General features: G+C 72.9%; 12 protein-coding genes. 4 read left to right on the plus strand and 8 right to left on the minus strand.

Features of this window, described 5'->3' with window-relative positions:
* Positions 1 to 16 precede the first annotated feature (16 nt).
* Entirely contained in the window at positions 17 to 2,800 is a 2,784-nt protein-coding gene (locus ACIPM1_RS14745; protein WP_402433771.1) for a penicillin acylase family protein, read from the minus strand.
* A 269-nt stretch (positions 2,801 to 3,069) separates the two neighbouring features.
* On the opposite strand from ACIPM1_RS14745, the gene ACIPM1_RS14750 reads away from it, so the two are divergent.
* On the plus strand, positions 3,070 to 3,672 hold the full coding sequence (locus ACIPM1_RS14750; protein ID WP_402433774.1) for a hypothetical protein: 603 nt from the start codon (positions 3,070 to 3,072) through the stop codon (positions 3,670 to 3,672).
* A gap of 52 nt (positions 3,673 to 3,724) precedes the next feature.
* Here the strand turns inward: ACIPM1_RS14750 and soxR are convergent, their stop codons facing one another.
* A complete protein-coding gene (gene soxR / locus ACIPM1_RS14755) occupies positions 3,725 to 4,234 on the minus strand; it encodes a redox-sensitive transcriptional activator SoxR (protein ID WP_402433777.1) in 510 nt (169 codons plus the stop codon).
* A 142-nt stretch (positions 4,235 to 4,376) separates the two neighbouring features.
* Here soxR and ACIPM1_RS14760 point away from each other — a divergent pair, with 142 nt between their 5' ends.
* On the plus strand, positions 4,377 to 4,838 hold the full coding sequence (locus tag ACIPM1_RS14760) for a MaoC family dehydratase (RefSeq protein WP_356190241.1): 462 nt from the start codon (positions 4,377 to 4,379) through the stop codon (positions 4,836 to 4,838).
* A gap of 53 nt (positions 4,839 to 4,891) precedes the next feature.
* Here the strand turns inward: ACIPM1_RS14760 and ACIPM1_RS14765 are convergent, their stop codons facing one another.
* From ACIPM1_RS14765 to ACIPM1_RS14775, 3 genes are all read right to left on the minus strand, one after another.
* Positions 4,892 to 5,536 (minus strand): TetR/AcrR family transcriptional regulator, encoded by a 645-nt coding sequence (locus ACIPM1_RS14765; protein ID WP_402433781.1) that lies wholly within the window; start codon positions 5,534 to 5,536, stop codon positions 4,892 to 4,894.
* Positions 5,537 to 5,654: 118 nt separating this feature from the next.
* The gene (locus ACIPM1_RS14770) at positions 5,655 to 5,942 is read right to left on the minus strand and encodes a YiaA/YiaB family inner membrane protein (protein WP_402433784.1); all 288 of its coding nucleotides are present in this window, start codon (positions 5,940 to 5,942) and stop codon (positions 5,655 to 5,657) included.
* A 122-nt stretch (positions 5,943 to 6,064) separates the two neighbouring features.
* The gene (locus ACIPM1_RS14775) at positions 6,065 to 7,216 is read right to left on the minus strand and encodes an acyl-CoA dehydrogenase family protein (RefSeq protein ID WP_402433787.1); all 1,152 of its coding nucleotides are present in this window, start codon (positions 7,214 to 7,216) and stop codon (positions 6,065 to 6,067) included.
* A gap of 88 nt (positions 7,217 to 7,304) precedes the next feature.
* Here ACIPM1_RS14775 and ACIPM1_RS14780 point away from each other — a divergent pair, with 88 nt between their 5' ends.
* Positions 7,305 to 7,946: a TetR/AcrR family transcriptional regulator gene (locus ACIPM1_RS14780; protein ID WP_356190233.1), complete on the plus strand. Its 642-nt coding sequence runs from the start codon at positions 7,305 to 7,307 to the stop codon at positions 7,944 to 7,946.
* 256 nt (positions 7,947 to 8,202) lie between these two features.
* A complete protein-coding gene (locus tag ACIPM1_RS14785; RefSeq protein ID WP_402433790.1) occupies positions 8,203 to 9,138 on the plus strand; it encodes a DMT family transporter in 936 nt (311 codons plus the stop codon).
* On the opposite strand, the gene ACIPM1_RS14790 is transcribed toward ACIPM1_RS14785, so the two are convergent.
* The 3 genes from ACIPM1_RS14790 to ACIPM1_RS14800 form a co-directional block, all read right to left on the minus strand.
* Positions 9,139 to 10,470 carry an MFS transporter gene (locus tag ACIPM1_RS14790; RefSeq protein WP_402433792.1) on the minus strand — a complete coding sequence of 444 codons (1,332 nt, stop codon included), beginning with the start codon at positions 10,468 to 10,470 and terminating at the stop codon, positions 9,139 to 9,141.
* Positions 10,471 to 10,673: 203 nt separating this feature from the next.
* Positions 10,674 to 11,756: a Zn-dependent alcohol dehydrogenase gene (locus ACIPM1_RS14795; RefSeq protein ID WP_402433795.1), complete on the minus strand. Its 1,083-nt coding sequence runs from the start codon at positions 11,754 to 11,756 to the stop codon at positions 10,674 to 10,676.
* Between the two features lie 14 nt (positions 11,757 to 11,770).
* A complete protein-coding gene (locus tag ACIPM1_RS14800) occupies positions 11,771 to 13,159 on the minus strand; it encodes an aldehyde dehydrogenase family protein (RefSeq protein ID WP_402433798.1) in 1,389 nt (462 codons plus the stop codon).
* Positions 13,160 to 13,224 lie beyond the last annotated feature (65 nt).

Here is a 13,224-nt window from a genome sequence, read left to right on the forward strand (position 1 = left end):
CCGCCGCCATGGGGTGTCACCGGTGTGACGTGTACTCCACCACCTGCTGGTAGGTGGGCCGGTTCTGCCAGCCGATCCTGTCGTGCTTGATGCCGCCCAAGGGGCGCTGCACGATCGAGTCGGCGCACCACTGGTCGCCCGCCGCGCACTGGTCGTCGCCGGGGTAGACCTCGGACGCCGTCCTGCCGGCCGCCTCCTTCAGGGTGCTGATCAGGATGTCCCGGCAGGAGGTGAGGCTGCCGCCGCCGCAGTACTTCTGCGCCAGTGGGCCCCGCACCGGCTCACCGAGCACCGACCGGAGGTCCTTGTCGACATAGCTCCACCAGCCGTACTGGAAGGAGCTTCCGGCGTGCGCGCCGGTCGGGCCGTGGGCGGCCGAAGGCGCCTCGTCGACGGGCAGGTTGGCGGTGAGTGCGGTGTACAGGTCGCTGCCGAGCCCCGGTTCGAACTCGGCCTTCACCAGCAGCGGCCACCAGGCGTCGAGGATCCGGATCGCCTCGGCGTCGGCGTACGTCTTCGAGCCGGCCGCGGTCTCGGTGCGCCGGGCGCCCGCCGTGACCCACGCCTGGAGCTTGCCCACCGCCGCGGCGGCCGTAGGGTCGGTGACCGCCGAGCTGGTGACCACCTGCAGCAGCCTCGGCAGCACGTCCTCCGCCCGCAGGTCCGCGAGCGCCGCGTCCGCCATCGCCTTCACCAGGGACGCGCGGGTCACCCCGCCCGCCGCGACGAGCCGCCCGACCCGGTCGTCCAGCAGATCGCCGCGGTGCACCGATCCCTCGCCCCAGGGCGCCGCCGTGTACTCCTCGGCCTGCTTGTTGTTCCAGGAGATGTAGTAGTCCTGGTCGACGGAGTTCGGGTGGGCGGAGGCGGGGGTGTAGTCGGCGGTGTTGGTCGCCGGGTCCCAGCCGCGCCACTCGTACGCCGTCCGCGCCCACACCGGGAACTCGGCGTCCACGCCGTCCGCCCGGACCGGGTTGTCGCCGCTGTTGTAGTACGCGGTGTGCCGGGAGTCGGCGTAGAACCAGTTGAACGTGTAGTTGATGTGCTGCGTCGCGCTCTGGAAACTCTCCGGGCCCTTGACGTAGTCCGGGTCGTTGAGCATCTGGAAACCGATGATCGAGTCGGTCTCGTGAAAGTAGGAGGAGCGCAGGGTGGTGTAGGCGACCTTCTTGCCGCCGACGGTCGCCCGGTACTGGACGGGGCCGTACTTGGTGCGCCACACGCGCATCGTGTACGAGCCGGCCGCGGTGCCGTCGGCCACGGTCGGCGACCAGGAGTTCTTCTGCTCCACCTTCTCCATCGCCGTGCAGGTGCCGTGGTAGAGGTAGTGGTGGTCGTCCTGGCACAGCTCCACCGCGTAGGTGTCGATGACGTCCTGGCCCGAGGTCGTGGCACTCCACGAGTAGTCCTGGCCGCGGCCCAGTTCGACGTACATGCTCAGGCCCGCGAAGGAGGCGCCGCGGGCGCTGAGGCCGGGTCCCTGGATCTCCTGGAGCATCAGCAGCTGGGGGGCGAAGTACCCGGTCTGCGGTCCGAACACGGCGACGGGGTGGCCGCTCGCGGTGTGCTTGCCGCTGACCACCAGGGCGTTGGACATGCCGCGCCGGGCGGAGCTCAGCGCGGTCGTGGCGGCGGCGGCCGAGGCCCCGGTCGCGGCGGAGGTGCCGGCACTGCCGGTACGGTCGTACACGAGCTGTTCCCGGTCGACCGAGCCCGCGTCGGGCAGGGCCTCACCCTGGGGGTCGTCCGGTCTGGTGGCGTAGGGGAACTTCTCGCCGTTGTGGAGGGTCAGGACGGCCTCGGGGTCGTTGCGCTCGCGGAATGACTCCCAGACCCGGGTGCCCTCGGTCACGCCGTACTTGGACTGGGCGGAGAGCAGGGAGAGCGCGTTGTTCACCTCGCCGCCGCCGCCGGAGCCGAACAGCGCGCCGACCACGGAGGCCAGCGCGACCAGGTCGGTGACCTTGAAGTGCTCGATGGTGCCGGCGTTGGTGATCGCGTCCTTGTGGCCGGTGAGGACGTACTCGCCGGGGAAGTAGCGGCCGGAGTCGGAGGCGTCGATGTACGCGTTGACACCGGCGAGGTAGGCGTTGACGTCGGCCAGGGCCTGCTGCCCGCGGGCGCCGCCGCGCGCCACGGCGCCGTCGATCTGGGCCTGGAGGTCGGCCTCGGTGTACGGGGCGTTGCGGTAGAACTCCTGCTCCAGGCCCTGGTTGGCGGGGGCGCCGCCCGCGAAGCCGGTCAGCTGGCCGCGGCCGACGTGCCGGAAGACGTCCATGAGCCACAGCCGGTCCTCGGCGGCGGCGTACCCGGCGCCGAACTCGGTGCCGTAGCGGGTGGTTCCCGTGATGTGCGGCACACCGGACTTCTTGTCCCGGACGATGGTGACGTCGCCGCGGCCGGCCGGCTTCTCCGAGGACGCCACCTGGTCCGAGGGCACCCCGAACGAGGCGTCCCGGAAGAAGTCGTTGATCTTGGCGTCGGTGAGCGCGGGGTAGCCCTTGGCCAGGCCGGCGTAGGGGCCGAGCTGGTCCTCGGCGTGGCTGGGCTGGGTGCCGAAGGCCTGGTTGAGCAGGATCTGGGCGAGGGTGGCGTTTCCGTTCTCGCCGGGCGGCAGGATGTCCGAGCACTGAGAGCCGCAGTAGTCGTTCACAGTGGCCGACTCGGCCGCGGCCGCTTGGGAAAAGGGCGACAAAAGACCGGCAATGAGGACGCATACGGATGCGGTCTTCAGGAACCCGTTGAGTCTGCGGGGAGTTCTCTCTTCGTCGAGCGCGTGACGTGGGGTGCGCCGTGGCATGGGGCGGCTCCTCCGGACGGGGACGGGGCGGGACGTTACCGCCGGTATCCCCGAGTTGGAAGATGAACGTGCGTCACTTTTTGGAGTCGGCGTGGAGGTGCCGGGAGGTCAAGCAGGGCGGGCTTATGGAGGGCATCGGAAATCGGATGGAGCCGATTGGCGTGTCGACACGTCTATTCGGCGACGTCCGTACGACGACTTCGTACGACGCGTACGACGACGCCGAAGTGACCGAAGTGCAGGTGCAGATGTGACGGAGGTGCAGGGCGATGGCCGGTTTCCGGAGTCTGGCGAGACAGGTGAGGGACCCGCGGTGCGATCTGGCGCTGCGGCGCTACTCGTTGCGCAAGTGCCTTGAGCGATTCGCCCCTTACGGGCACAGGGCGACCTGGGACCACCTGTGCTCCCGGTGGGGGTTCGGCCCCGAGGACCGCTCCCCCGATCCGGCGCGGCTCGTGGCCGCACTGGACGAGCTGGAGCAGGCGCGTTCGGTCTGGCTGGGCTACGAGGTCGAGTTCGCGGACCGGCGCAGGAAGGAGAAGCACGACGGGCTGCGCAGGCCGGGCAGCGTGGACGACTGGCACCGGATGACCTGGGGCGGGTTCGGCGTCGCCTGGTGCGACGACCCGCGGGTCCACCCGCGTGAACCGCTGGCGGAGGTCCTGCGCCGGCTGATCGCCGCACTGCAGCGCGAACCGGGCTCGGGGTGCCCGGTGTGCGGGGGCGTGCGCCTGGTGTGGCAGTACGACCTGGACCACGAGCCGTCCTCGGGTCCGGTCTGCACCGACTGCGGCATCCTGGTGCCGCGCCCCGTCCTCACCGCGGAGGCGCTGGCCTTCGCCCGGCGGGGACGGCTGCTGGTGTCGGCCTGAGTACGCGGGGGTGCGACGGGGATGCCGCACCCCCTTCGCCGGCGGACGCGCGTCAGGGCCGCCGGCCGGGCGAACGGGCGGCGGCGCGGCCGCCGGAGGGTTCGCCCGGACGTTCCACCATCAGCCGTGACCCCGCCCGGCGCTCGCCGAAGGCGTCCTCGGGGTTGGACAGGACACAGCCCTCCAGGGACAGGCAGCCGCAGCCGATGCAGTCGGTGAGGTGGTCGCGCAGCCGGTTGAGCTGCCTGATGCGTTCGTCCAGTTCGGACCGCCAGGCCTCGGACAGGCGCGCCCAGTCCGCCCGGGTGGGCGTGCGTTCCTCGGGGAGTTCGGCGAGCGCCTCGCGGATCGTCGCCAGCGGGATCCCGACGCGCTGCGCGGCCCGCACGAACGCCACCCGGCGCAGCGTGTCGCGTGTGTAGCGGCGCTGGTTGCCGGCGGTGCGGCGGCTGCTGATCAGTCCCTTGGCCTCGTAGAAGTGCAGGGCCGAGACGGCGGCCCCGCTGCGCGCGGACAACTGGCCGACGGTCAGCTCGTGGATCTTCTCGGGAATCTGCGGCACCCCGCAGAGCCTACCCACCGCACCCCGGCCCGGTCCGTTGACAGCGGCCCCGCGGCCCACCATGCTAAGCAGTTGCTTAGAGATGGCGATGTGGGCGACGGACACGGCGCCGCACGACGGAGCAACCCGAGAGGCCGGGCACATGGCAGAGCCGAGGATCTTCACGTCCGCCGACGAGCTGAAGGCGGCGGTGGGCGAGCAGCTGGGGTACACCGACTGGCTGGAGATCGACCAGAAGCGGATCGACCTGTTCGCGGAGGCGACCGGCGACCACCAGTGGATCCACGTGGATCCGGAGAAGGCCGCCGCGGGCCCCTTCGGCACGACCATCGCGCACGGCTACCTGACCCTGTCGCTGCTCCCGCTCTTCGGACCGCAGCTGATGGGCGTCGAGGGCGTGAAGATGGGCGTCAACTACGGCACCAACAAGGTCCGTTTCCCCGCCCCCGTCCCGGTCGGCTCGCGGGTGCGCGCCACCGCGACGATCACCGGCGTGGACGACGTGCCGGGCGGCGTGCAGGTGAGCGTCGGCTTCACGGTGGAGCGCGAGGGCGGGGACAAGCCGGTGTGCGTCGCGGAGTCGGTGGCCCGGTACTACCTCTAGGCCCCGAAGGAGCCGCGCGCCGCCCGCCGCCGGGGCCCCGTGCCGGGCCCCGGTCACTTCCGCCGGGCGTCCGGCTCCTTCGCCCCGACCATCCGCAGCACGAGGTCGGCGTAGAGCGCGCCGACCTCCTCCGGGGTGCGGGGGCCGTCGAGGTTGAACCAGCGGGCGACGTCGATGCAGAGGGAGAGCACGGCGAGCGTGGTTCCGTGGACGTCCAGGACGTCGAACTCGCCCGACGCCACGCCCTCCTCGATGATCCCGCGCACCTCGGCGTCGACCTTGTGGCGCAGCGCGAGGATCTCCGCGCGGGCGTCCGGGCCGAGCGAGTCCAGCTCGTACTGCACGACGCGCGCGGTGGTGCGACCGCCGGCGTGCCAGCGGACGAAGGAGCTCACCGCGTCGGCGAGCCGCTCGGTCGCGCCGCCCTCGCGCCGGGCCGCCGTCCGCAGGATCTCCAGGGCCTTCTCGTGGCCGATCCGGCTGATGCGGTGGAGCAGCTCTTCCTTGGTCTTGTAGTGGATGTAGAGCGCGGCCGGGCTCATGCCGGCGCGGCCCGCGATGTCGCGGGTCGTCGTCGCGTGATAGCCCCGCTCGGCGAAGGCCTCCACGGCGGCCACGAGCAGCCGCCGGGCCGCGTCAGGCGTGACCTCGCCCCACGGCTGCGCCTCGCCGCCGGCCGTCTCCTCCGCCGTAGTCATCGCTCGCCCCTCTCTCGTCAGGGGCACCACCATACCGCCGAAGGTGAGCGGTCGCTTAGCGCGACCGCTCGCCGGAGTGCCGTGGCACCGTCACGGCTTCGCGGGCGCTCCGGTTCCGTCAGAGCTTCTCGAAGGGGTCGTGGTCGGCGAGCAGCCTCTCCAGGCGGGCCTGGTCGACCCGGCTGACGATCTGGCCGGCCTCCTGGCGGTCCCGGATCACCTTGGCGAGGGTGAAGGCGGACGTGACGAGGTAGAGGACGGCGATGGCCAGGAAGCCCCGGACCCAGGCGTCGGCGTTCAGCCGGAAGATCCCGACCGCGGTCGCCGCCATGGCCACCGCGAAGGAGGCGACCGCCTGGCCGTAGAAGGCGGCGGTGCTCTGCTGCTTGACCGGTGTCTCACTCATGCCGACCAGCCTCGGCGCACGGGGCCGCCGGCACATCCGCACAGGTACTCAGCGGAGGTACTCAGCCGGGGCACCCGGCCGGGACCCTCGGCCGGATCCCCACCGAGTTCCCGCGCGGGCCCTCAGAACGCCGAGACCCCCGTCAGAGCGCGCCCGATGACGAGCTTCTGGATCTGGCTGGTGCCCTCGTAGAGGGTCATCACGCGGGCGTCGCGCAGCAGTTTGCCCGCCGGGTACTCGTCGATGTAGCCGTAACCGCCGTACACCTGGAGGGCGTTGTTGGCGGCGCGCACCGCGGCCTCGGAGGCGAAGAGCTTGGCCTTGGAGGACTCCACCGCGAAGGGCAGTCCGCGGTCGATCAGGTCGGCGACCCGCCAGGTCAGCAGCCGGGCCGCGTCCACGTCCACGGCGATGTCGCTGAGCAGTTCCTGCACGAGCTGGTGGTGGGCGATGGACCTGCCGAACTGCTCGCGCTCGCCCGCGTACCGCACCGCCGCGTCCAGCGCGGCCTGGGCTATGCCGACACAGCCCGCCGCCACCGACATCCGGCCCTTGGCCAGCGCCGACATGGCCACCGAGAAGCCCTTGCCCTCCGGCGCCAGCATCGCGGAGGCGGGTACGCGGACGTCCTCCAGGACCAGCTCGGCGGTGGCCTGGCCGCGCAGGCCGAGCTTGCCGTGGAGGGTGCGCCGGCTCAGGCCGGGGGTGTCGGTGGGCACCAGGAAGGCGGAGACGCCCTTGTGCCCGGGGGCGTCGGTGGAGCGGGCGAAGAGCAGGACGACGTCGGCCCAGGTGCCGTTGGTGATGAACATCTTGGTGCCGTTGACGACGTAGTCGCCGCCGTCGCGGACCGCCCGGGTGGCGAGGTTGCCGGCGTCGGAGCCGGTGCCGGGCTCGGTCAGGCCGAAGCAGCCGACCAGCTCGCCGGAGGTCAGCCCCGGCAGCCAGCGCCGCTTCTGCTCCTCGCTGCCCCAGGCGGCGATCGTCTTGGCGACCAGTCCGAGGGAGACGGACACGATGCCGCGCACCGACGAGTCCCCCCGCCCGAGCTCCTCGGTCACCAGGCAGTAGGCGAGGTGGTCGCCGCCGCAGCCGCCGTACTCCTCGTCGACGGTCAGCCCGAGGAAGCCGACCTCGCCGAGCTTCTTCACGATCGACCGGTCGACTTCCTCGGCGCGGTCCCAGGCCACGGCGTGCGGGGTGATCTCGCGCTCGACGAAGTCCCGGGCCAGTCGCCGGACCGCGGCCTGCTCCTCGCTGAGTCCGAGGTTCATGACGGATCACCCCACAAGTGACGGACGGTGCGGACCGTCCCTTAAATTAGCACTGCTAGTTTAAAGACTCAGCCCTACTATGTGCGCCATGGCCCGACCGCGCAAGCCCCTGCTCAGCACCGACCGCATCGTCGCGACGGCGCGGGACCTCGTGGACCGGGAGGGCCTGGCGGCCGTCTCCACCCGCCGGCTCGCCGCCGAACTGGGGGTCAGCGGACCCTCGCTCTACAACCACTTCCGCACCAAGGACGAGATCCTGGAGGTGGTCGCGGACTCGGTGAGCGCCCAGGTCGACCTGTCGATGTTCGAGGACGGCCGCGACTGGCGGACCGCGCTGCACGACTGGGCCGTCTCCTACCGGGCCGCCCTGCGCGACCACCCGAACATCGTCCCGGTCCTCGCCCGCGGCCCCGGACGCCGCCCGGCCGCGCTGCGCCTGGCCGACGCCGTGTACGGCGCGATGGTCGAGGCGGGCTGGCCGCCGGCCCAGGCGACCTCGATCGGCGCGCTGATGCGGTACTTCATCATGGGCTCCGCGCTGGGCTCCTTCGCGGGCGGCTTCGTGGACGACGCGAGCGCCTACGACCCCGCCGACTATCCCCACCTCGGGCAGGCGCACCTGCTGGCCGACCAGCAGGAGAAGATCGACGAGCGGGCCTTCGAGACCGGGCTGACGGCCCTCCTCGACGGCCTGGCGCAGCAGTACGAGCGGGCGGCGCGGACCGCCTGAGCACCCCCGCACGGGGCACTCCCCCGGGGTGCCGCGGGCCTTCCCCACGGACGCGCCCGCCGGCCCCGCGCCACAAGGCTGCCGCCCGGGATGTGGGGCGTCCCGAAGGCGTGGCGCCCGAGAACATGACGTCCGGGATACGTGACGCCCGGGAGCGTGGCGCCCGGGAGCGTGGCGCCCGGGATACGTGACGCCCGGGAGCGTGGCGTCCGAAATCCGCCAGACCTTGCGCGCTCCCCCGCCTAACCTCTGGAGCATGATGAACGTCTCTCCGTCCCGCCGCGCCGCGGGTGCCGCCACGGTCACCGTGGTGCTGTGGGCCTCCGCCTTCGTCTCGATCCGCAGCGCGGGCGCCGCGTACTCACCGGGCGCGCTGGCGCTCGGGCGGCTGCTGTCCGGGGCCCTGGCGCTGGGACTGATCTGCCTGGCGCGGCGGGAGGGGTGGCCGCCGCGGGCCGCCTGGCGCGGGATCGCGATATCCGGGCTGCTGTGGTTCGGCTTCTACATGGTGGCCCTCAACTGGGGCGAGCAGCAGGTGGACGCCGGCACGGCCGCGCTGGTCGTCAACATCGGACCGCTGCTCATCGCCCTGCTCGGCGCGCGCCTGCTCGGGGACCCCATGCCGCCGCGGCTCCTCGCGGGCATGGCGGTCTCCTTCGCGGGCGCGGTGACCGTGGGCCTGTCGATGTCCGGCGCGGGCGGAGCCTCGGTGCTCGGCGTGGTGCTGTGCCTGCTCGCCGCCGTCGCGTACGCCGCCGGGGTCGTCGCGCAGAAGCCGGCGCTGGGCCGGGCGAGCGCGCTGCAGGTGACGACGTTCGGGTGCCTGGTCGGGGCGGTGGCCTGTCTGCCGTTCGCCGGGAGGCTGCTGTCCGACGCCGCCGACGCGCCGGTGCCGGCCACCCTCAACATGGTCTACCTGGGCGTCTTCCCCACCGCTCTGGCCTTCACGACCTGGGCCTACGCCCTGTCCCGGACCACGGCCAGCCGCATGGGCGCGACCACGTACGCCGTTCCCGCCCTGGTGGTGCTGATGTCCTGGCTGGCGCTCGGCGAAGTGCCGGGGCCCGTCACGCTCGTGGGCGGGGTGCTGTGCCTGGCGGGCGTGGCGGTGTCCCGCTCGCGGCCGCGGGTCCCGCGCACGGCCGCGGCCCCGGACGCCCGTCCGGAGCCGCAGCCCGAGCGGGCCTCCTGATCAGGAGCTGCGGGTACGGGCCCGGCTCGCCAGGACCTTGATGCAGACCAGGGCGATCACGGCGAGGGCGACGATGTAGCCGGACACCGCCATCGACGTGCCCGTCGCCTCCAGCAGCAGCACCATCACGAAGGGCGCGAGACCGCCGCCGAACACGGCCGCGATCTGGTAGCCGAGCGAGGCGCCCGTGTACCGCATCTCGGGCGTGAACAGCTCGGCGAACAGCGCGGCCTGCGGGCCGTACATGATGCTGAGGAAGCAGCTCGCGACGAACGTGCCCACCGCCAGCCACAGCAGCGAGCCGGTGTCGATCAGTAGGAACAGCGGTACGGCCCACAGCGCGATGCCCGCCGCGCCGAGCGCGTAGATCCGGATGCGGCCGATGCGGTCGGACAGCGCCGCCGAGGCCGGGATCAGCACGAGCTGGGTGACGCTGACGCAGAGCGAGACGGTGAGCACGGCGCCGCGATCCATGTGCAGGGCCCGGGTGGTGTACTCGAGGACGCCGGTGATCAGGATGTAGAAGGTCGCGGTGTTCACGGCGAAGGACCCTCCGGCGAGGAGGACCGTGCCGAGGTGGCCGCGCAGGATCTCCCGCAGCGGGGAGCCGCGCTCGGCCGCCTCCTTGCGTGCCAGCGCCTCCTCCGCCGCCCGGAACTCGGGGGTCTCCTCGACCCGGGTGTGGATGTACCAGGCCAGGACGAGGACGAGCAGGCCGACCAGGAAGGGCAGCCGCCAGCCCCAGGCCGCGAACGCGGAGTCGCTGGTGAAGGCGCCGGCCAGCAGGAAGACGGTGTTGGCCGTGATCACGCCGATGGGGACGCCGAGCTGGACGACGCTGCCGTAGACACCGCGCCGGCCCTCGGGAGCGTACTCGGTGGCCAGCAGCATCGCGCCGCCCCACTGGGCGCCGACCGCGACGCCCTGCACGACCCGCAGGGCGACCAGCAGGATCGGGGCGGCCACGCCGATGGTCGCGTACGTGGGCAGCAGGCCGATGCCCGTGGTGGCGAGGCCCATCAGGGTCAGGGCCAGGACCAGCATCGGCTTGCGGCCGCGCTTGTCGCCGAGGTGCCCGGCGACGATGCCGCCGATCGGGCGGGCCAGGAAGCCGACCGCGAAGGTGGCGAAGGAGGCCAGCACGCCGGCGGTGGAGCTGCCGGACGGGAAGTAGAGGCCGCCGAAGACGAGGGCGGCCGCGATGCCGAAGACGAAGTAGTCGTACCACTCGACGGCGGAGGCGAGCGCGGCGGCCGTGGCGACCCGGCGGCGGTGCCGGTCGACGGGGGCGGCGGGCGTGGTGAGCGGTTGAGCGGAAGGGGCCGTGTCCATGCGTGCACGCTCCGATGGGTGCGGGGACGGACGGGGGGGAAGCGGGGGGCGGCTCGAGTTCCGGGGAACGTACTGACCGGACGGTATGGACGTCAACGGGTCGCACACCAGCAGTTTTTACCTGTACATGGCACCAAATGCGGCCCGTGGGCACGCCGAGGGCCCGGTCCTCGGTGGGAGGGCCGGGCGCGTCGCGGGGCGGGCTAGAAGACGACCAGGGCCCGGCCGCCCTTCCCGGCCGCCATGTTCTCGAAGGCCGCCGGAATGCCGTCCAGGGCGATCCGATCGGTCACCAGCGCCCCCAGGTCCAGGCGTCCGGCGCGCACGTGCCCGGCCAGCACGGGCAGGTCCTTCGCCGGGTCCGAGTTGCCGTACACGCAGCCGGACAGGGTCCGGCCCCAGTGGAAGATCTCCAGCGCGTTGAAGGTGACCTGCTGGTCCTTGCCCCCGATGCCGACGACCGTGGTACGGCCGCCGCGGCGGGTGGACTCCCAGGCGGCGCGGATGGTGACCGCGCGGCCCACGCACTCGACGGACACGTCGACGCCCTGCCTGCCGGTCAGGGCGCGGATCTCGCGGGGGGTGTCCGCGGAGGCGACGACGTAGTCCGTGGCGCCGGCCGCGCGGGCCAGCTCCTCCTTCTCCGGGGAGACGTCGACGGCGACGATCTTCGAGGCCCCGGCGATCCGGGCGGCCTGCAAGGTGGCCAGGCCCACGCCGCCGACGCCGAACACGGCCACCGTCTCCCCGGGGCGCACCTGCGCCGAGTGGTGCACGGCGCCGTAGCCGGTGAGGACGGCGCAGCCGAGCAGGGCCGCGTCGGTGAGCGGGACGCCCTCGGGCAGCGGCAGGACGCAGGCGGCGGAGACGACGGTCTCCTCGGCGAAGGCGGCGACGTTCAGACCGGGGTGGAGGTCGGTGCCGTCCACGGTGCGGGCGTGGACGTCCGCCGCGCCGTTCAGGGCGTTGGCGCACAACCAGACCTCGCCGAGCGAGCAGGCGTGGCAACGCCCGCACGAGGGCGCCCAGTTGAGGACGACACGGTCGCCGGGCGCGACATGGGCGACGCCGTCCCCGACGGCGACGACGGTGCCGGCGCCCTCGTGCCCGAGGACGGCGGGCACCGGCACCCGCATGGTGCCGTCGGACAGCGACAGGTCGGAGTGGCAGACCCCGGCGGCGGCCAGGCGGACCCGGACCTGGCCGGGACCGGGCTCGGGCAGCTCGATGCCGGTGATCTCCAGCGGGGAGCCGATGGCGGGCAGGACGGCGGCGCGTACGGCCATGGTGGGCAACGCTCCTAGAACTGGAGGGACTTGGTCTGGAGGTACTCGGCGAGGCCGTGCGTGCCGAGCTCGCGGCCGACGCCGGACTGCTTGTATCCGCCGAAGGGGGCGAGGGGGTTGAAGCGGCCGCCGTTGATGTCGACCTGGCCGGTCTCCATCCGGCGCGCGAAGGCCACCGCCTCCGCCTCGTCTCCGGCCCACACGGCGCCCGCGAGGCCGTAGACCGTGCCGTTGGCGATGCGCAGGGCGTCCTCCTCGTCCTCGTAGCGCAGGAGGGTGAGGACCGGGCCGAAGATCTCCTCCTGCGCGATCGTCATCTCGGGGGTGACGTCGGCGAAGACGGTCGGGCTGACGAAGCAGCCCCGCTCGCGCGGGGATTCGGGGCCGCCCGCGACCAGCCGGGCCCCCTCCGCCACCCCCTGCTCGATGTAGCCGCGCACCCGCGCCCGCTGCTTGGCGTTCACCACCGGGCCGATGCGGTCGGCGTACTTGGCGGCGGCGGCCGCGGCGAGTTCGACGGCCGTGTCGTACTGGTCGCGGTGCACCAGCATCCGCGTCCAGGCGCTGCACGTCTGGCCGGAGTTGGACATGACGTTGGCGACGCCGACGTTGACCGCCTTGGCGAGGTCCGCGCTCGGCAGGATGACGTTGGCGGACTTGCCGCCCAGTTCCAGGGCGACCTTCTTCACGGCCGCGCCGGCCGTGGCGCCGATCTGCCGGCCGACGGCGGTGGAGCCGGTGAAGGAGACCAGGTCGACCCCGGGGTGCTCGGCGAGCGCCTGGCCGGCGACCGGGCCGAGGCCGGTGACCAGGTTGAAGACACCGGCCGGGACGCCGGCCTCGTGCACCGCCTCGGCGAACAGCTGGGCGGTGAGCGGGGTGTCCTCGGCGGGCTTCAGCACGATCGTGCAACCCGCGGCGAGCGCCGGGGCGGCCTTGGCGACGATCTGGTGCAGGGGGTAGTTCCAGGGGGTGATCGCGCCGACCACGCCGACCGGCTCGTGGTGGACGACGGAGTTGCCGACCCGCTCCTCGAAGGGGTGCGCCGCCGCGAGCTCCGCGTAGGATCCGGCGACGGCGATCGGCACGGCCGCGTGCACCGCCTGCGAGAACGCGAGCGGCGCGCCGAGTTCGGCGGTGATCGTCTCGGCGATCTCGTCCTTGCGGGCCGCCAGGACGTCCCGGAGGGCCGTCAGCCGGGCGGCCCGCTCGGCGGGCGGGGTCGCCGCCCAGGCGGGGAGGGCGGCCCGGGCCGCGCGCACGGCGGCGTCGACGTCCTCGGCGGTACCGGCCGGGACGGTGCCGACGACCTGCTCGTCGACCGGGTTCACGACCTCGATGGTGTCCCGGCCCGCGGCGGGGCGCCAGGCGCCGTCGATGTACAGGCCGTCGTGTGCCTTCATGGTGCTCCTCCGGGGCGGGGTGCGTCCGTTCGCGGCCGCGCCGCGGACGTCCGCGTCACAACCTG

This window comes from Streptomyces sp. NPDC086766 (assembly GCF_044746005.1).
Lineage (GTDB): Bacteria > Actinomycetota > Actinomycetes > Streptomycetales > Streptomycetaceae > Streptomyces.